This is a genomic window from Occallatibacter sp. (genome assembly GCF_035317045.1).
In the GTDB taxonomy this organism is placed as follows: Bacteria; Acidobacteriota; Terriglobia; order Terriglobales; family Acidobacteriaceae; genus Telmatobacter.
In genome coordinates, this window is record NZ_DATHHT010000026.1 from 70199 (window position 1) to 88639 (window position 18441).

Genomic DNA, 18441 nt, shown 5'->3' on the forward strand with positions numbered 1-18441 from the left:
AGCGCGTTTACGCATACGGCTCTTCTGAAGAATGAATGGCGTAGAGCGAACCCCAGACTGCGGTTTGCTTCACGCACACCGTCCAAACGCTGGGACATGCAAAATTCCTGCTCTGAGTCAGGAGCATGTGCGGTTGAATGATGTTCTCCTTCAGCTGCGCCCTTCCCTCCCCAACCTCCGCAGAAGCTATTGCCTCCTTGTTCGGCTGGTTCACCGGTACTACGACGCAGTCCGACTTCTCCAGCGCGTGCATGTCCGTCGTATGGCTTAGCGCCTTCACGGACCGACCTTCGCATTCTGCCGAAGGTGTGCTGGAGATCTCCCGGTTCTCGTGCATGTTGTTGTCTTAGCGTGCGCGGGTTCTTAGACTACGCAGGACCGGATAGCCACTCGCAAGTAACGCAGCTGCCGTATTGCCTTCCTCCACTCGGAAGGGAGTCGGCATCCTGATCTTCCGTCTTTTCGAAGCTCAATCGCCCGGCCCACCAATGCCTCTGTCTACGCTTCGGATCACACCTCGCGATGTCACCCGCAAGACTCGAGGTCAGGATGGATTCGCTACTTCCTTTCCTGCAGGGACTTGCACCCCTACAACATGCCGGTTTATCCCGGCGCGCTCCGCGTAGACGGTAATTCGCCCGTGACCATGCAGTTTTGGAATGCTACTTGCTGCCTGGACGGACACGAGCAATGATCTCATTTAATTCCTTCTCGACGTCCCGGAGACTGTCTTGCGCAGTTTGAAGTCGTTGCTCCATTTGTTGCAAAGTTGTTGTGCGATTGCCTTCTTCGATCTTCAAGGCAGCGATGTTTCCCTTGAGTCTCTCCACTTCATCAGTAAAATGCCTCTGCTCGTCTGGCTTCGATGTTCGGGTCAGAATGTCTTCCGCATGTTCCAATTCACTTGCAGATAGCTTCTGATCGCGCTGAAGGTCCAGCAGCCTCGATCGCGCATTATCGGCGTTCTCCATAGCCCGGTTTACGACGCTCTGTTGCAATTCAAGCTCCGTGAGAAGTATTTGAGTCGATTCGGTTACGCGAACGTCCTCGTGAATTCCACGGATTTCAACCAGTATCTGTCGCAACGTTTGCGAATCTGACTCTCGGTCTTGCCCGAAGCCTGTCACAGCTAGTGCGAACAAGAAGCATGCAGTGAACACGGTGCGCATCGTCATTAAAATTCCACTCCTGCCTCGCAGGGAAGCGTTCCGCAAGATTACAGGGCCCAGTGAGGGGGAAGCCAGATTTGTTCTGAGCGGTTTGTGGCCGATCCTTCCCTTACTCGTTTTGCACCAAAATTGGTAATGTCCGGATGGACGGTGATCCGCTCCTAATGAGAATGCCAGACGGCTCACACTAGCGGGATGCAGCCGTAAGTGTAGGTTAGGCCAACTGGTACAGGATCGTGCTTCGTGTTCCAGTGTGCGGCTTTTCGCAGCGCCGGAACAATTTCAAAGCAATCTCCTTGCGATCCATTTCTGTAAACGTCGAATAACTCCCGCGCCTGAAAGGCCTGATCTCCCACTTCGACATTCCGATCCTGGGATGCTTCATCCAGCAATGTACGTAGCATCAAGTCAGACAGGATCGGCAGTCCGTCCGCGTAACGCCCGCGTTTCTTCTCCAGCTTTGCTACGCTGTCGACCCAAATCAGCCAGCCGATGGCCTCTCGTCGTTCGTTTGGCACGTCGCTCTGGAGTTCTCGTTTCACTGCAGCTGCAAATCTCTCCGCGCATTGCGGAGATGCATTGCACGAGTCTGAATTCGTCAACCGATGCACGGCGATGTCGCGAATCCATGGAACCTTGTCGTCACGAGTTCCCATTCCATCGTCTCACTCCGTTCGCAGTGCTTTCAGCGGGTCGATTCGGACCGCGGCACGCGCAGGAATATAGCAAGCTACCAGAGCTAGAGCGGCTAACAGAGCGGGCGCGCCTACCAGCAGGCGCGGATCGTTGGTGCCCATTGCCAGCGCATCGGCAAGGACACTGGTTGCTGCTTCAAGCGCTTTGGATACTATCACCGCGCCGGCAAATCCCAGCATCGTTCCCACGGCGATGAGCGCAATGCCCTCGCGCAAGACCAGGCGCAACACCTGTCCCTTGTTGGCGCCCAGTGCCATTCGAATCCCGATTTCTCTTTTCCGCTGCGCGACCGCGTACGCGGTGATTCCTGCTAGACCGATGGCGCTCAGGATCAGCCCGAACCCGCCGATGCCGCCGTAGGTCCGCATGGCCGACCGAATCTCGCGGCGGCTGATGGCAAGTTGGTCACTCAGAGTCTCCACGTGAAATGGCACGAGCTTCGGATCCAGATCCGACACAACCTCGCGTATGGCTGCGGCCCCGTCCACTCCGGGCTTGGTACGCACCATGATCGTAATGCCGCCAGCAGGCGGGCGCGCAAAGTCATCTCGCGACAGGGCCACGTAGGCGATTGCTTGCTTGATGCCAATGCCACTCTTAAGGTCGTGCACGACGCCGACTACTTCATAGCTGCGGCTTCCGTTTTTCAAATGCTTTCCGATGGCATTGGTGCTTCCGAATAGCTTGTTCGCGGCTGTCTCGTTGATCACCACGGGCGAAGTGCGCGCGGCGTTGTCCGGCGTGGGCTCCATCAGGCTGCGTTCGTCCGCGTCACTGAACTCGCGTCCGAATAACATTGGCTCATCTAGCGCCCTAAAGTATCCGGCGCCTACTGACTCTTTGATCGCGGGCTGCTGCACCCGTTGGGCCGCCTGCGGATCGTCGACTATCAATTGCTCGCTGTCGTCGTCATCGACGGTGGAAAACGGCGGCAGCGTGGTCAGCGCGATACTCGAGAACTTGCCCGACTCCTTCAACCGTTGAGGGAGCGCGGCGAAGAGGTCGAGAGCCTTCTCCAATGTCTCTCCGTCGCGAACGGGATCGATGGAGGCCATTGCCATCGTCTTCGGGTCAAAGTTGGTTTGGACTTGATAACCTCGCACAAAGCCCATGAGCACAAACCCGGTGATCAGCAGCAGCATGAGGGAACCAGCGAGCTGTGCGGCCATGGCAAGGTTGCGGAGGCCGAAGCGGCGGTGGCCGGGAAGCTGCATGGCCGATCCTTCTTTCAGCGCGGGCGTCAGTTCCGACTTGGTAGCTCTCAAAGCAGGCGCCACGCTTAATCCGACCCCGCAGACGAGCGCCGCAACGAACGCAAACACCGCGGCGCGCCAGTCGATCGCTACGTCCGGCAACCCCGGCGTGTCGACGGCCTGGTGCAACTGGGCGTTCAGAACATTGAGCAGATAGGCCAGGCCGAAGCCCAGCAGGCCGCCGAGAAGCGACAGTAGCATTCCCTCACTTATCAACTGGCGCGCGAGGCGGAAGCGGCTGGCGCCGATTGACATGCGGATGGCGAACTCCTTGCGCCGGTTTGCGCCGCGGACCATCAGCATGGTGCCCAGATTCATGCACGCGATGACAATGACGATGCCCATTAGCACGCCGAAGAAACCTTCGAGTGCTCGCTTCAGTTCGGGGGGGATGGGTACGCGGGTTCCGGCGGGCAGCAGCCTGATGCGCCTGCCCTTGTCGGTCTGCGGCGGGGCCGAAGGATCGTTCAAATCGAGGCGGCGCGTGACACCATCAAGCGCGGATTCTGCCTGCGCGGGCGTGACGCCCGGCCCGAGGAACGCCAGCGTGAAAAACTCGCGCGCGTTGCGACGATGGAGTATGTCGTTGGCGAGTTCAGGGGCGACGGCGGCGGGCGCGGTCACTGGCACGAAAAGCTCAGCAGCCGATTCGGCTGCGAATGCGCCTTCAAACCCGCGTGGGGTAATTCCTACGATGGTCACGGCCTGTCCATTGACGCGCAGAACGAGGCCCACTGCGTCGGTACGAGATCCGAGACGCGTGTGCCAGAATGTGTCGCTGATCACTGCCGCGGGCGCATCTCCCGCGTGATCTATCGCTGGATTTAGGACCCGTCCGCGCTCGGCATCCACGCCCATCACTTGAAAGTAGTCGGGGGAAACCAGCTGACCGAAGATGCGTTCTTGTTTGCCGTCTGTCTGGCCCGGCAGGCGCACGTTGAAGGGCACGCGGGTCTGGAATGCAGCTACGCCCGCGAAGACGTTTTTCTGCTCGCGGTAACGCTCGACATAGAAGTAGGACACCGGTTTCTCCGCCATGACAAGGCGGCTGGCATGCGCGACGCCCTGCATGGGCCGCGTGAGCAGAGCCCAGTTGGAGCTGTATACGTTGGTGGTGAGCCCGATGGCGAGCCCCATGGAAAGAATGCCGACGAGCGCGAATCCCGGCGACCTAATAAGGGCGCCCATGGCATATTGCAGGTCGCGGCGCATCTCGGTCAGGTACTCGACCGGCAGGCGTACGGCGGCATCGGCCAGCAGCCGCGCCAATCCGATCCAGCCACCACGCTTTGCCAAGTGCGCTATGGCCGCTTCGCCCGTCTCCAGCATTTCGTCGCCGTGTGCAAGCTTGAACTCATGGGGAAATGCTTGCGTCAGACGCTCGTACACACGCTGCGATCGTTTCATTCCGTCACCATTCGCCGTTTTGCATGGATTACGTGGACCAGACCTTGGAGACGCTCGCATTCGCCGTCGAGCACCTGACGGCCGAGCAATGTCAGCCGGTAGTAGCGGCGGCGAGCGTCGTCGAGTTCGGGCCGCGGGCGCTTGCTTGACTCTTCGATGAGTTCAGCCTCGATCATGCGTTTCAAAGAGCCGTAAAGCGTTGCCGGCCACAGGCGGACCTTGCCCATGGTGCGATCGAGGACTTCCTGCATGATGCCGTAGCCATGCTGTTCTTCGCCGGCAAGGGCCAGCAAGATGTGAAACCACTGGGGTTTTAAGGGCAGGAAGCGTTCTGCTTGCTTCTTGGTCATGATGAATATCTATATTGATCAATATAGATACTGTCAAGTGGGCAGAACGTCCGTTTTTCAGTCCTGAGTGGATAGTGGCCGATCCGGAAGTGTCGTTAGCAAGTACTGTCTTACGTTATCCCGCTCACGCCAGCGCAGGTTCATTCACCGGGATCCGAGTCACTGAGATGACGCTGATGTCGTCTTCCTGGCCGAATGTTTGCGCTGTATTTGCAATCTCGGCGGCCCATTCGACGCTACGCAGCATCTCGCGAACGCGCTCGAAGCCGAATAAGTGGCCATCGGCGTCTGTGGCTTCGGCGATGCCGTCGGAAATCAGCATCAGGCGGTCGCCCTGATTCAGGTGGAAGCGCATTACAGAAGACTCGGCCCCCTCGACCATGCCCAGAGGCAACGCGCCTTCCATCGGTAGCGGTTCCCCGTTTAGATAGGGTGCCACGTGCCCGGCGTTGGCGAGAGTTACTGCGTCGTCCGCTGCGATGCGCATCGCAAGGCATGTAGCTTGTGCGTCACCGCGACCCATCAATCGCCTGTTTAGGGCGCCGAGCATAGCCTGCGGCTCGTCGTTCGTCTCCGCTGCTGTCCGAATTGTCCCGACCAGTAGCGCAACTAGCATTCCCGCTTTCAGTCCTTTCTCGGTCACGTCTCCGGCGACGATCAACAGGCTGCCGTCGGTCGAGTGGGGAAGGATCTGAAAGAAGTCGCCTCCCACCTCGCGCGCGGGGCGATACTCGCTTTCGATCACCATCCCCGGCAACGTGGTCCGCGCCTCGGGCAAAATCACCTGCTGTACCTCCTGCGCCTGTTTCACATCCAGCGCCATCAGCCGCTGATGGTGAAGTGAGAGGAGGAGCCGGTGGAGCAGCAGCAGTGCCAATGCTGCGACCAGAAGCAGATACGCCATCTGGGCAAGCGCGACTTTCACGCCAAAGGGAAACCAGGACATGTGGATATGCAGGACGGCAAGTTCATCCTGAAACATCTCAATTCCCAACAGCGCGACGGCAGGTAGGACCAGCCAGCCCTCTAGTCCTTCCCGGCGGATCCCTGGATAACGATCCACACCAGCAGCGCGAAGAAGAGCGGCCGGACAGCCAGTGAGACCAGGTGAAAACCAGCGGCGACCGGATGCGGAACGAGTCCGAGAAAATCGTTTCTCAGACATGGAAATTCTGTAACCTCAGATGACATTATAACATCATAATGACATCGAACTTCTATATGCGAAATTCGATTCAGAAGGAGACACTCATGCCAACGCAATCCATAACTGCTACAGAAACTCGCATTTCTTCAGCCATGCAGCGATACGCCGCGCTGCCACTTCGCGCAATCGTCGGCGGGGGCTTTATCCAACACGGTTGGGCTAAGATCGTGAAGGGCCCGGATGGCTTCGCAGCGATTCTGCAGGCCCTGCACGTTCCCTTCCCACATCTGTCGGCGTACCTCACGATTTCGATAGAGTTGCTCGGAGGAGCAGCACTTCTTTTTGGCGCCTTTATCGCATGGGCAAGCGTTCCGGCGGTGGTTGTGCTGCTAACCGCCATGTTTTCGGTCCATTTCCCCTATGGCTTCAGCTCCATCAAAATCAAGGCGATCGTGGATGGTCGGGCGCAATTCGGACCTCCGGGATACGAATGCGACCTCCTCTATATTGCATGCATCCTGGCTCTCGCGTTTCTCAACCCAGGCCCGTGGGCCATTGATAGTTATCGCTTGCGGAAGCGCAACGCCTGAGTTCCTGCCGAGTTTCCCGGATGACGAAGAAGCTTCGTGACGAACCGGACGATATCACCTCGATAAGACAGTACTTCATAGTCAACCGGCTGATTGCCGGTTGTCAGCGAGGTTCGCTCGATCTGAAAGATCGGAGAACCGACCCTTACCTGAAGGGCGTCAGCGAGAGCCTTGGTTGCGATCACCGCCTCCAACTCATAGTCTGCTTCGACCAGAGGGACTCCATATTCTTCTTCGAGAAGAGTAAAGATCGGATGCAGCCGTAGATCGTTGCGTACGATCTGCTTTCCAAGGGAAAGGGGTAGATATGTCTCATCAAAAGAGATCGGCATGTCATCGGCGAGCCGCACCCGCTTGATCTGCATCACTTTTGTCCCTTTCGCCAATTGAAGGCGTTCTGCAACGCGCGCCGAGGCGGCAATGATACCCTTACTTACCACACGGGCAGTGGCTCTTCGCCCGACAGATCTCATGTCCTCGACGAAGCCCGTTAGCTTTGTGAGTTCAGCTTCTATCCTCGGCGTCAGAACGAAGGTTCCAAGTCCACGACGAATTTCGAGCAAGCCTTGGCTAACCAAATTCTGGATCGCACGACGAACGGTGATGCGGCTCACCTGGAATCGCCGAAGCAATTCATCTTCGGTAGGTAATTGATCTCCGGGGCGATACTCGCCCTGGGCAATCTCGGTGGCAATGGTTTCCTCGATTCTGGCATACAGCGTCGATGCTGGCATAATGACAATATAACGTCATGTCAATATGTTCCAACCGGGTTGTCCCTTGTCAGGACCTGATATTCGCTCATGACGAAGGTGGGGAGCCCCGTTACACGGAATCTGCGGCCTGGTTGGTGCAAGAGACACTTCAGCCCGCATTCACCAAAGTAGTTTTCTTCATCCCACGACTAACGACTTCAGGCCAACGCACTCATTGATGTCTCCCAGACTTAGGTAAACGGAAGCGCGTCTATCGGTACTGACGCGTCTGCCTCCGCCAGTTACTATTACCGTCGAAGGAGGGATGCGAGCCATGCTTCTGATCAAAAGATTCGTCGTCTGTCTGCTTGTAACGGCATCTGCCTTCGCCCAGGCACAATCATTCGCAACCATCGACGTGAAGCCTGCCCGTTCAGTCGATCCGCAACCCAATCGGGTAAGAGTTCTTCTCAACGGGGATCTGATAGGCACTTCGGTCAATGCGATCACGCTAATCAGCGAAGGCTACAGTGTTCCAGCCAATCCATCAGAGCGGCTCTCCACTCTTCCTCCCTGGGTTTACAGCGAGAGATACGACATCGAGGCGAAGGCTCCATCCAGCGCGGGGCAATTAAATCCGTCCGACGGGAACACCTCGAAGCTGGTCCGCGATATGTTTCGTCAAGTGCTCGCGGATCGATTCCACCTCGTGATGCGAACCGAGTACAGGACCATACCGGTGTACGCTCTCGTCACTGCTCGCGGCGGCGCAAAGCTCCAGCAATCAAACCTCTCGCGTTGCATCCTCGATACCGCTCGGGATGGCTGCCACAGCTTCCTCATAGGCTTCGGCCATCCCCTGAATGCGAGAGCAGTCGATATGGACGACCTCGCTCGCTACATCGAGAACTGGACAGATTTGCCGGCTATCAACAGAACCTCGCTCATCGGTGTATTCACAATCACCACCGAGGGTTGGCGGCCGATGCGGCTGCCCCCGCCACCGCCCAATTGTGCAGGAAACATGGACTTCACACACTTGCAGACCATCGGCACCGCCCTCAGCGGTCTTGGACTGGAACTTCACAAGGAAGTCGCAACCCTTCCGGTCTACACAGTGGAACAGATCCAGCGCCCATCGGTACATCAGGAACAATAAGCCGTCTTGGTTCCGGAAACCTGCTTCTCCTAGCGCCTTCTCAAATGCCTGGGTATGATCCGCGAGAGAACACGGAGGCGTCGCTCTTCAAGTGACTTTCTATACACACCGCCCAGTTCCAAGGGATTAATACACGGCCTGTGTGATTTCTCCACCGGAGCGCCGGAGAGAGTGCATCAGGCGGCCTCATCAAATTCTTCCGAATCGCCGGCCTCTTCGTCTTCAATGGATTCGGCCAGAATCTCCTCTTCTTCATCCGATCCGGCTGTCGTAGCCGCCGGTGGCGCTGCGCATCGAAGAGGCTCGCCGTCCTCGAAGGTTCCTCCTTAACCGGCTGCGCCGGCTTTAGGGTATCGGTGGGCGTAGTCGTCTCCGGCTTGGGTCAGGAGAAAGTGCCGCATTTTTCGAGGACGCAATACGGAACGGCATGACCGCCGGACTCCGGTCAAACGTCTTCAATCGGAGGCCGCCAGACCTTCGAACCGAAGCGAGTGGCAAGTCCACAGTTCGGCTCGATCATGACGTGGATCTTAGAAGAGGGGTTGCGGGATGGCAGAGACAGACGGAAGAGGGCTTTACTGGAGAGTCAACCTATGGCCTCGAAGCGAAACTTGAGGAAGGTCGTCCACAGCCCTAGCGAAAGCAATTAGCCTATCCTTCACGTTCCGCGAAAGAACTTCGAGATCTCCACCTTCGAAGTAGACGAGAGCCTTGAGGCATTCGCTGGGCTGAAAGGCCGGCCCAAATAGGGCGCGAGCGGCTCCCAGGCCAAGTGCGAGGGATGTTCCGCTTTCGAGAATTGCTGCGATATCGGAGTAGTCCTTTGCCTCTACACGTTGCAGGATCACCTTGAGTTTCGTCCCCAGCAGGTCCTCAGGCGATGCAACTTGGGCGACACGGTCAGTCGTCCACTGTGGTACTCCCACTCGTCCGAAGTTGATTGAGCCGAAAAAGGAGATCTTTACCGTATCGCTCGATCCTCCATTAGGTGAAACAAGAAAGGTCAGCGTGTCGGGCCTGTCTTGAAGTACCCGGGCTGCTCCAAGCAAGGGCAAGGTTGCAAAGAGCACGCCGCGGTCGAGGGGAGCGTCACAGAAAAAATCAAAATCAACCGAAGTGCGGTGACCAAGTCTGAGTGCAATGGCGGTTCCTCCATAGAGAGCAAACCCGAGGGTTGACGCCGGTTGGAGATCCGGCCAAAGGAGTCGTTGGGCTTGAGGAAGAACTTCGAGGCGAGGTGAGAGTTCAGACATCAGGCAATCTCCGTTCAGGTAAGGCAGGCACCTTGCCGGGATCGCTGAGACCGGTACGATAGTGCCAGTAGGTCCAGGATCTCGCGTTGAACTGGCCCACTTCTGCGTGCTTCAGCACCTCACATAAATACGCCATTCCAGCCGCATGAACAACAGATTGAACATCGTCATAGTCACCAATGTCCATCACCTGCGCCACAATCCGCTCGGGCCGCGCGATAGCTTCCTCGGGCGTCTTCCACCAGATATATTTGCTTGCGAGTTTCTCCAACAGATCAGTTCTCAATGGCATAAGCGATCTCTTTGCTCCTTTGCCAAACGCGCAGGACCCTTCAAAACGAACGAACTATCCATTTCACTCGATTGTCCAAGTTGAACAGCTCGCGGAGATCGAACAGCACGATTGTGCTTTCTTTACTATTCTATCGTGTCTGCGGGCCGACAATCGAACACAAGTCAATATGTTTCAATGAATTGGAACCAAAGTCGAAGCTCTAACGCTGCTAACGCTTGACCCGATGTTCGAGGATGGCCTGCGGCAGAACGGAATTGATGGGGATGGTCCTTCCCTCGCCGGCCGCGGTCTTGCTTTCCCCCACTTGCAGGTAGCCTTTGTCCAGATGGATCTGACCCAGGTGAGCGCTTTGATCTCCGCGTCACTCATCCCAGCGTTCAAAGCGAGCGTCAGGGCAAGCTGGATGAGTGGTGAACGGGATTTTCGGGAATATGTCGCGACCGGCGCCTCCTGCGGCTGCAACTCCACAACCGTGACTCGTGCCGAGGATGCGCAAAAAAGAAGCGATCGCCTTTGCGTTTGAACTCTGAAATTAGAAGTCGAAGTGCAGCGACATCTGCACCTGACGCGGGCTGCCGATCGTGTGCGTCACGATGCCCAGGCTCGCCGGACAGTTATAGAAACTGGTGTTTGTCTGGTGCCCGTTGGCATCACAACCGGTTGGTAGAGGTGTCAAGTCTCCGGACGGGAAGGGGTTGTAGCCCTGGTTTTGGGACACCTCATTGCCGGGGACATCGAAGCTGCTGGTGTTGGTGAGGTTGTAGACATCGAAGGTGAACTTGAGGTTGTACTGCTCCTTGATGGAGAAAACCTTCACGAGCGATGCATCAGCGCGCTTTTGAAACGACTGACGGAAGATATTGCGCTGGCCGGTTGCGAAGCCGGTTTCATAGGGATCAGAGGAGGGAATGGCGCCATTGAGGCTCCCCGCCGGAAGAAGGGGCAAGGTGAAGCAGGCGGGGTCCAAAGCAGTTTTGCCGCCTGCATAGAACCATGCTCCGGAGGATTTGGTCTTGGCGCTCTTGGCGGTGCAGCCTTTGGCGAGCGGCACGATGGGATTGGTGATGCCGTCTGCTGTGGAATAGTAGATGCTCCCCACAGCGCCTGAGAAGTCGATAACGCTGTAGGGCTGCCCGCTCTGCAGGACGGTTAGGCCAACCATCGACCAGCCGTTGATGGCGTAGCCGGCCAGCGAATGCTTTCGCGCATAGTCAGGCACGCGGAAGATGTAGTTGAAGTTGATGACGTGGGTGCGATCAAAGTCCGCCGAACCGTATCCGCTACGCAGATCGAGAGGATTGTTGCCGTTGTAAAACAAGCCCAGACCGCTCTGTTCGTCGAGCGCGTGGGAGTAGGTGTAGGATGCTCCGACCTGAATGCCGTGGCTCATGCGCTTTTCAAAGTGTGCCTGGAGTGCGTTGTACGCATCGACGCCCGCAGCCTTGTAGGTGATGGACTCGGCTGCGTAGCCGATGTAGGGAACGCGCAGATCGACGTTTCCGCCTTCGTAGTTGGCCTGATAGAAGGAACCGTCGTCCAACTGGCCGAAGCCGACGTTGTATCCGTAGCTGTAGTTCTGCTGGTAGGTGCTGCCGGCGAGCAGCGGGTTGGATGGAGAAGCGATATTGGGCTGATTGAATGGCACGGGGACGACCTGGTGCCGGCCCATGTTGCCGACATAGCCGACTTCAATGGCGAGATCATTGCGAGGCTGCCATTGAATGTCGAGGGTGTAGTTGAACGTGTAAGGGAGCTTGTTGGTGCGGTCGTAAACACCGAGCGAGATAGGCTGCCCGTTGTTGATGACTCCATCGGCGCCGTCGCCAAAGTTCACAATGCTGTACGCATTGGGCAGATAATTCGCTAGGTCTGAAGCTTTGGGATCGTTCGGCGCTGCGTGTTGAAGGGTTGTGCCGTAAGGGTTCTCGAGATTGCCCGACTGCGGCGTAGGAGGACCGTTTGGCGGTTCAAACCCACCATTACCGCCGCACGTTGGAACGTAAAACAGGTAAAGAGATTGAGACGTCGTCGGGCAGCTTGAGGCATTCACAAACGGCAACTGCTGGTTGACGCCGAACGGACCGCCGGTTACCGTACCGATTGCATAGCCCGGCGAAAAGTAGCTGAAAAGCTCGCCGCGATCGTAGTAGATGCCGCCGCCGGTGCGGACTACCACTTTGCTGCGCAGAAAGGCTGGCTGCCATGCAACGCCGATGCGCGGAGCAATTCCCCATTGGCGGCCGGTCAAAGTGGTGGAACTCACACCCGAAGTTCCGTTCTTGTTGTTGCCGGCAATAATCAAGCCGGAATCTTCGATGGTGTCGCTGCCGGCGTTGTACTTGTAGCGCGTCGGGTCGAAGTTGAAGAGGCGTCCGTACTTTTCCGTCAGGCCGCCATCCCAGTCGAAGCGGACGCCGGCGGTGAGCGAGAGCGCTGGTGTGACCTGGAACTTGTCCTGGACATAAGTGCCCAGCTGCTTGGCGCGATAGTAGCGGTTGGCATTGCCCTGAAGGAATGAGGTGACATAGAAACCGGTGGCCGAACTGCCGGGGGTAACAAATCCCTGCACAAACTGGCTGAAATCGTCTGTCGCAACGGTGCCAGCATTGGTGCGCTTATCGATGGTGTTGAGCTGGGTGTAGGTGTAGTTGGCGCCGAAACTGACCGTGTGCTTGCCCACAGTCCAAATGGCGGAGCCAGAGGGAGCGAGGCGATTTTGAAATACGCCGGTGTTGGCTGCCTGTCCTTCGGCGTTCGGGCCAATATTCAGGATGGCCTTTGACGGTTGTCCGACTGGTTGATATTTGCCGAGCACGTCGTAGATTGATATCCCGGGAAAATATTTCGATCCGAATACGTTGATAGCTGAACTGCCAGCTGCGCCGCCGGGAATGGAATCCGGCCCGAACGCCTGCTCGTTGGTGCCATAGTTCTTTTCGCGCAGTACACCCAGTGTCTGTGTCGTGCTGAGATTGGATTTGATGAGATAGCTGTTGGTGATGGAAAAGACCTGCGCGCCGGAGTCGAGGTGCTCAGTGAAGCCGGGAACACTGGAATAGGAATACGGCGCCAGCGTGGGGTCGTGCTGGTAGTAGTACTTCAAAGACAGGGTGTCTTTCCTCGAGGCATTGTAGTCGAGGTCGGCAACACCGAGATCCGCCTTGAAAGTGCCCGTGCCGGGGATGAAGGCGTTGTCAATGTGGGCTGCACTGATGTCCGAGGTTGGGACGCTTTGATTGGGGATGAGCCACTTTCCAGGTTCACCGGGAAGAGCTGGCGAGTTGAACAAGGCGAGAGCGAGGGGATCGACGTTGGCGGCCGTGATCGTGTTGCCGTTGATGTCCGAAAATGCGTCGTTGGCCAGAGCTGCCAGGGTCGCGGCGTCGCGTTGATCGCTCAGCCCAACGGGTACATCGAGGAAGCCGTCACCGACCTCCTGGTCTGTAACGCGCAGGTGCTGATAGGAGAGGAAGCCGAAGAGTTTGTCCTTGAGAATCGGGCCGCCGATTGAGCCGCCCGCCGTGTAACGGTGCAATTGCGGCACTTTCAGGTTCTGGGGGATGCTCGGATCCTGGTTGAAGAAGAATGGCGCAGCATTCAACCAGTCGGTGCCACGTCGGAGGTAGGCAGTGCCGTGGAAGGAATTGGTTCCGGCCTTGGTGCTCAGGTCGATGTGCGCACCCGATGTTGAACCCTGCTGCGCGTCGTACATCGAAGAGTTCACGCGAACCTCTTCGAGCGATTCAGGGGCGGGCGTGGGAATGGCGTTGCCGATGGAAAGATAAATCGAAGCAGTCGAGGGGATCACGCCACCTGCGCCGATGCTGCTGGATACGCCAGTGCTGTTGATGACACGTGCGGATGGCACCTGGCTGGTGCTTTTGCCGTTAAACAGATTGCTGGCGTCGACGCCGTTCAACGAAAAACTGTTGCTGGTATCGCGCTGTCCATTGGCCCAGATAGGCGCATTGCCGAGACCGCTGTTGGATCCGGTTCCACCGGGAAGCTCGGCGTTAACGCCCGGTGAAAGAATGGCCACGCCGGTGAAGCTACCGGTAGAGAGCGGCACGGCGTTGATCTGCGAAGTGTCGAGTACGTAGCCGACGGTGGTGTCGACGGCATTCATCAGTGGCGAGGCTTCGACTTCGACGGTGGTGGTGGTCTGGCCCACTTTGAGCGCTGCGTTAACCGTTGCGGTTCGATTGGCCTGGACGGTGATATGCTGGGTCTTCTGCACGTCGTATCCGTCGGCCGTGTAGGTCAGCGTGTAGGTGCCGATGGGCAGGTTCACCAGCGAATATGTTCCGGACGCGCTGGTCTTGGTGGTGCGTGTGAGCGATGTCTGCTCATCGACCACGGTAATGGCCACATTGGGGATGACGCCGCCGGACGCGTCAGTGACCTCGCCGGTAAGACCACCAAGCGTCTGCTGGGCCAAAACGGCTAAAGAGAACAACGCTGCGGCTGTGGCGAATGCAAACAGCCGGGAAATCATCAAGGAACGAATGCACATGGAATACCTCATTTGCTAGCCTTGGAATGAGCTTTTCAGGACCCTTGAAATGGAAAAGCTCACAAAGATGAGTTCAGAGGTGCCGAATCACCGGAAAGTTGAAGATTGGTCGTTCACTGATACACGTCTGCCGGAGTATTTTGTACGAAATCTGGAATTCTCAGCGTGACGTGAGAATAGCAATCGCCGCATAAAATTCATCTAAGGATTGCGTGGATTCAGAGACTTGCGAGGTCTCATCGGTCGAGTTTGGGGCTATTTGTGACAGGATATTCACGAACCTGACCTCGTTTTTCACAATTCAACGATTCGAGCGATTGGATGATCTGAAATCGAGCTCGGCGGAAGCTGTTTTCAGACCGGACAACGGGAAAGCGGAGGCTAGGATGGTGGATGCCGAAATCTCCGTCGCAGCCCGGTTCGCACTTGAACGCGTGAAGCGGCTCGTAGCCTTAGCAATTCAGAGGTTCACCAGTGATTACGCGCTTAGCGAAACTGTTGCGGCTCGCGGGAATCGCGTGAGTGGGCACTCGTGAACCTAGTACATGCTCTGCGCGGGCGGCAAGTGTCTTCAATGCTGAGAACGAATGGCTGTGATGGCGCTGACGCTTTCGCTGCCGACTTGGCTGGTGGCATTTCTGGATGTAGGCGGGGAGTGGTTCCTGAGGTGGCAGTCGCACATGTGGAATGATCAGGAAGAGGCATTTCGCATGTTCCTGATTATCGGATTTGTGCTGCTGCTGAAGCTGGATAAAAAAACGCAAGCGTAACGCTTTCAGTCGTTGATGACGGCTGCCTGCTTGCGCCGTACGGTGTACCAGGCGAGGCCCGCAGCGATGTAGAGCAGGTAGATGTACGGAAGTCGCGCATGGGCGACGTCGGCGGTGGAGCGCAGATCGAAAACGGCGATTAAGATCACAACCAAAACGGCGACCAGACTGACTGCCGCGACAAAGTGTGAATGCTGACCTCGTGCACGTTGCGCGAACGGCAGCGCCAGCGCGACGAGCGCATAGGCGGTGAGAAAGCCGAAGACCGATAGAGAGCCTAGCAAGTCGTATACGTCGGACCCGCTGACTCCGCGCATGGCCATCACAGCGCTTGGAATGAAAACTACGCACGTGGAGAGCACAACACCCGCCACTGGAGTGCCGTGGCGCGCACTGGTTTTTTCGAAAAGCGCGGGAAGCAGTCTTTCGCGGGCCATGCGCATCAGCACGCGCGACGCTGCGGTTACGCAGGCGAGCACGCAGGCGACCATACTGATGAGCGCGCCGAAATCGATGCCCGTGCCCAGCGGCGCGACGCCGGCCTTGTCAGCGAGAAAATGCAGCGGACTGGTAGTATCGCTTAACTTGCCTGATGCGCCGCGAAATCCGAGCACCTCAGAGTATGAGCAAAGCATAAAGAAGATTCCGGAAACGATTGCGCATTGGATCACGGCTCGCGGAATGGTGCGTAGCGGATTGCGCGCTTCGCTGCCAAGCGTGGTGGCGCTTTCAAACCCCACGAAGCTGAACATGGAAAGCACCAGTGCGGGGCCGAGGCTGGAGAAGGAAACGCCACGCAGCCTGAATTGATCCATATCGAGATGAAATCCGAAGTGGATTGGCATGACCATAAGAACTATGCCGATGAGGCTGACGGAGCAGATCTCGATCCAGAGCATCAACTCGGCTGAGAGCTTTACATCGCGATATGCAACAAAGCCCGCGGCAAGGCAGACGATGGCAAGCGTGACGAGGATCGGCGGGGTCCAGTGAAGGAATTGCTGCGAAAGCACGTTGGTGTAGTAGAGCGCGCCGCCTGCGACGGAGGCCGCGGTGGCTAAATAGGCGAGCAACAATCCCCAGCCGGCCGCTACACCAAAGACGGTTGGCAATGTTTCTGCTGTGTAAGTGTAGAGCGATCCCGGAGAAGCGGAGAGCCGCGCAAAACGGCTGACGCAGAAACCGATGAGCAGGATTGTACCGGTGGCAAGCAGGTAAACGAGCCAGGTAGCATTGCCGACGATCGCAAATACGAGGGGGATGGTCAGCGAAGGAGAAGTGGAAGGCGCCATGGCGGAGACGGACTGAGCGAGCGTCTCCAACGGCCCCAGAACTCCGGCGTGCAGGCCGTAATCGTCTTTTGCAGTTCGCCCCGGATACACCTCAGCCGTCGCGTTGCTTGAGTTGCCCACCAGTCCGTCTTTCGCCGCAGATTTGTCTTACTGGTTGTGTTAGTCTCGCCCGTGGTTTCCGTTGAAGTCAAGCCGGGAAGGGTAGACTGTGGACGATGTCTGTCGCTGCCATCATTGTCGCCGCGGGCTCAAGCCGCAGGCTTGGCGAGCCCAAGCAACTGATCTTGAATGACGGCGAACCTCTATTGCAACGCGGCAATTCGATGGGCTGAAGAAACGGGCGCGTCGCAGATCTCTCGCTTAGTGAACAAATCGGAGAGATCATAGGCCCGAACGAGCATGCCGTTGTCATGGATGGCAACAACCTTTCCATGGCCGACGTTGCGCCAATTGTCGATGGTGATGAGGAATCAGGTGTTGGTTACAAAAAACTTGACGGGCGCATTTGGATTGAGCAGCGAGGCACTCGCGACCTAACGGTATGACTGGTCCTTCTGCCGATCAAAGAATTCTGCTGTAGCGAATTGCCCTTTCACTTCACCGCTGAACCCGACGGTATCTCCGATGCTTTTGCCGGGAACCACACGGACAAAATGAGTGTTGTGGTCAACCTGGACATAAACCCCATTTTCGAGTAACGTCCGGTTTGGCTGTGACACACCCGCAATTCGACTTTAGCTCTCAATCGGTACGCCTGGGACGGAGGGATTTTCGAGATGCAAGTGTTTTGCCTCGATCGTCATCAAGACCTCTGTAGAGCTTGAAGACTGATCCAGAGATGCAGCCGAAAAGCGAAATCGGTAGTGACCGTCGGTCAAAGGCTCAGCATTCAAAACGCTGATGTAGTCATTCGGAATTGGCCCAGCCGGGTCGAACAAGACCGACCTGACATCAAAGAACACCAATAAGCCATCGACGATATTCTCGTCGTTATAAAACTCCCAGCAGCTCGGGCGACGGGATCGTTCTCATAACGCGACCCAAGGTCGTGAGGAACCGCGCAGATGGCCAGCACCGGAACCTTGATCGACGTGTACTTCTGCTTACCCATCAGGATGGCTTTTACAATGGGGGACGCCTCAGGCGGCTTGGATGCGGCGGCCGGCGGCTCGGGAATTTTGGCCAGATCATCTTCCTGGGTTTTCAGGTCCTCTTCAAACTGAGGAAGGATCGATCGCTGGAGTTCCTTGAGTGCTGCTTCCTGTTCGCGCGGGCCCGCGGACGAAACCAGATTTTTCAGCCTCCGCTTCAGGTCGGCGGCGTCGATGAGGAGATTACCCTGCACGGGGTCATAGAAAGCGTAGGCAAAGGCGGCATCTAGATGGATGAGATCGGCAATTTTCTCGGGGTGCCTGGAACCGATGGAGCTGAGTTCCTCGCCTGCGATGGATGGGACGGTCGAGCTTGAGAGCCGCGATGACGGCGAGCACATCATCTCCGAGACGATCAGCGGAGTAATTGTCCCCGCTGGGAACGGGAGCACGGGAAAGCCCGTAACCGTGCCGAGTGATGCCGTAGACGTGATAGGAGGTGATAAGCTTGGGCGCCAGGCCATGGACAGAACAATTGCAAAATGTGCCTTGCTTGCCTCTGTGGCGTCAGTTGCTGCTACAGCATCCGCTCAGCAGCCCGCGTCGCCCCATGAAACACCAGAAGATCTCAGAACTTTGGTTGCCCCTGCACCGATCCGAGCATCTTGAGGCAAGCGCCGCTGCCGAACCGAGCGCGCCGGGCTTGAATGAAGCTCGTGCTGAACGATTATCGGATGGACCGCGCCGCAGCTAGCAACTCG

General features: G+C 57.2%; 18 protein-coding genes. 4 read left to right on the plus strand and 14 right to left on the minus strand.

All coding sequences use genetic code 11. The annotated features are described in order from the left end of the window. Positions 1-7: 7 nt before the first annotated feature. The 7 genes from VK574_RS12985 to VK574_RS13015 all read right to left on the minus strand — a co-directional run bounded on the left by VK574_RS12985 (position 8) and on the right by VK574_RS13015 (position 6066). On the minus strand, positions 8-280 hold the full coding sequence (locus tag VK574_RS12985) for a hypothetical protein (protein ID WP_472800268.1): 273 nt from the start codon (positions 278-280) through the stop codon (positions 8-10). 382 nt (positions 281-662) lie between these two features. Continuing rightward, complete coding sequence (locus VK574_RS12990) at positions 663-1175, minus strand: hypothetical protein (protein ID WP_472800269.1); 513 nt, start codon at positions 1173-1175, stop codon at positions 663-665. Between the two features lie 176 nt (positions 1176-1351). Then, the gene (locus tag VK574_RS12995) at positions 1352-1825 is read right to left on the minus strand and encodes a hypothetical protein (protein WP_472800270.1); all 474 of its coding nucleotides are present in this window, start codon (positions 1823-1825) and stop codon (positions 1352-1354) included. 9 nt (positions 1826-1834) lie between these two features. Continuing rightward, positions 1835-4525 (minus strand): FtsX-like permease family protein, encoded by a 2691-nt coding sequence (locus tag VK574_RS13000; RefSeq protein WP_472800271.1) that lies wholly within the window; start codon positions 4523-4525, stop codon positions 1835-1837. Continuing rightward, complete coding sequence (locus VK574_RS13005; protein WP_472800272.1) at positions 4522-4875, minus strand: PadR family transcriptional regulator; 354 nt, start codon at positions 4873-4875, stop codon at positions 4522-4524. Before VK574_RS13005 ends, VK574_RS13000 begins: the two co-directional genes overlap by 4 nt. A gap of 124 nt (positions 4876-4999) precedes the next feature. Further along, positions 5000-5857 carry a PP2C family protein-serine/threonine phosphatase gene (locus tag VK574_RS13010; RefSeq protein WP_472800273.1) on the minus strand — a complete coding sequence of 286 codons (858 nt, stop codon included), beginning with the start codon at positions 5855-5857 and terminating at the stop codon, positions 5000-5002. A 44-nt stretch (positions 5858-5901) separates the two neighbouring features. Further along, entirely contained in the window at positions 5902-6066 is a 165-nt protein-coding gene (locus tag VK574_RS13015; RefSeq protein WP_472800274.1) for a hypothetical protein, read from the minus strand. A 60-nt stretch (positions 6067-6126) separates the two neighbouring features. On the opposite strand from VK574_RS13015, the gene VK574_RS13020 reads away from it, so the two are divergent. Then, entirely contained in the window at positions 6127-6612 is a 486-nt protein-coding gene (locus VK574_RS13020; RefSeq protein WP_472800275.1) for a DoxX family protein, read from the plus strand. Here the strand turns inward: VK574_RS13020 and VK574_RS13025 are convergent. Then, the gene (locus VK574_RS13025) at positions 6585-7346 is read right to left on the minus strand and encodes a GntR family transcriptional regulator (protein WP_472800276.1); all 762 of its coding nucleotides are present in this window, start codon (positions 7344-7346) and stop codon (positions 6585-6587) included. The two genes, VK574_RS13020 and VK574_RS13025, sit on opposite strands and share 28 nt — an antisense overlap. 295 nt (positions 7347-7641) lie before the next feature. Between VK574_RS13025 and VK574_RS13030 the strand changes: the two genes are divergently transcribed. Beyond that, entirely contained in the window at positions 7642-8466 is an 825-nt protein-coding gene (locus tag VK574_RS13030) for a TIGR03435 family protein (RefSeq protein ID WP_472800277.1), read from the plus strand. A 575-nt stretch (positions 8467-9041) separates the two neighbouring features. Here VK574_RS13030 and VK574_RS13035 read toward each other — a convergent pair. The 3 genes from VK574_RS13035 to VK574_RS13045 form a co-directional block, all read right to left on the minus strand. Next, positions 9042-9719, minus strand: a complete 678-nt coding sequence (locus VK574_RS13035; RefSeq protein WP_472800278.1) for a nucleotidyl transferase AbiEii/AbiGii toxin family protein — start codon at positions 9717-9719, stop codon at positions 9042-9044. Then, positions 9712-10011, minus strand: coding sequence for a hypothetical protein (locus VK574_RS13040; RefSeq protein WP_472800279.1), 300 nt, complete (start codon positions 10009-10011; stop codon positions 9712-9714). The genes VK574_RS13035 and VK574_RS13040 overlap by 8 nt, the downstream gene beginning before the upstream one ends. Positions 10012-10546: 535 nt before the next feature. Continuing rightward, entirely contained in the window at positions 10547-14527 is a 3981-nt protein-coding gene (locus tag VK574_RS13045) for an outer membrane beta-barrel protein (RefSeq protein ID WP_472800280.1), read from the minus strand. A 587-nt stretch (positions 14528-15114) separates the two neighbouring features. Between VK574_RS13045 and VK574_RS13050 the strand changes: the two genes are divergently transcribed. Continuing rightward, a complete protein-coding gene (locus VK574_RS13050) occupies positions 15115-15297 on the plus strand; it encodes a DUF2165 family protein (protein WP_472800281.1) in 183 nt (60 codons plus the stop codon). A gap of 5 nt (positions 15298-15302) precedes the next feature. Here VK574_RS13050 and VK574_RS13055 read toward each other — a convergent pair whose 3' ends face one another. After that, a complete protein-coding gene (locus tag VK574_RS13055) occupies positions 15303-16709 on the minus strand; it encodes an APC family permease (RefSeq protein WP_472800282.1) in 1407 nt (468 codons plus the stop codon). A gap of 95 nt (positions 16710-16804) precedes the next feature. On the opposite strand from VK574_RS13055, the gene VK574_RS13060 reads away from it, so the two are divergent. Next, positions 16805-16921, plus strand: coding sequence for an NTP transferase domain-containing protein (locus tag VK574_RS13060; RefSeq protein ID WP_472800283.1), 117 nt, complete (start codon positions 16805-16807; stop codon positions 16919-16921). Between the two features lie 402 nt (positions 16922-17323). Here VK574_RS13060 and VK574_RS13065 read toward each other — a convergent pair whose 3' ends face one another. Both VK574_RS13065 and VK574_RS13070 read right to left on the minus strand, forming a co-directional pair. Further along, a complete protein-coding gene (locus tag VK574_RS13065; RefSeq protein WP_472800284.1) occupies positions 17324-17551 on the minus strand; it encodes a DUF6258 family protein in 228 nt (75 codons plus the stop codon). Further along, positions 17479-18132, minus strand: coding sequence for a hypothetical protein (locus tag VK574_RS13070; protein WP_472800285.1), 654 nt, complete (start codon positions 18130-18132; stop codon positions 17479-17481). The genes VK574_RS13065 and VK574_RS13070 overlap by 73 nt, the downstream gene beginning before the upstream one ends. Positions 18133-18441 lie beyond the last annotated feature (309 nt).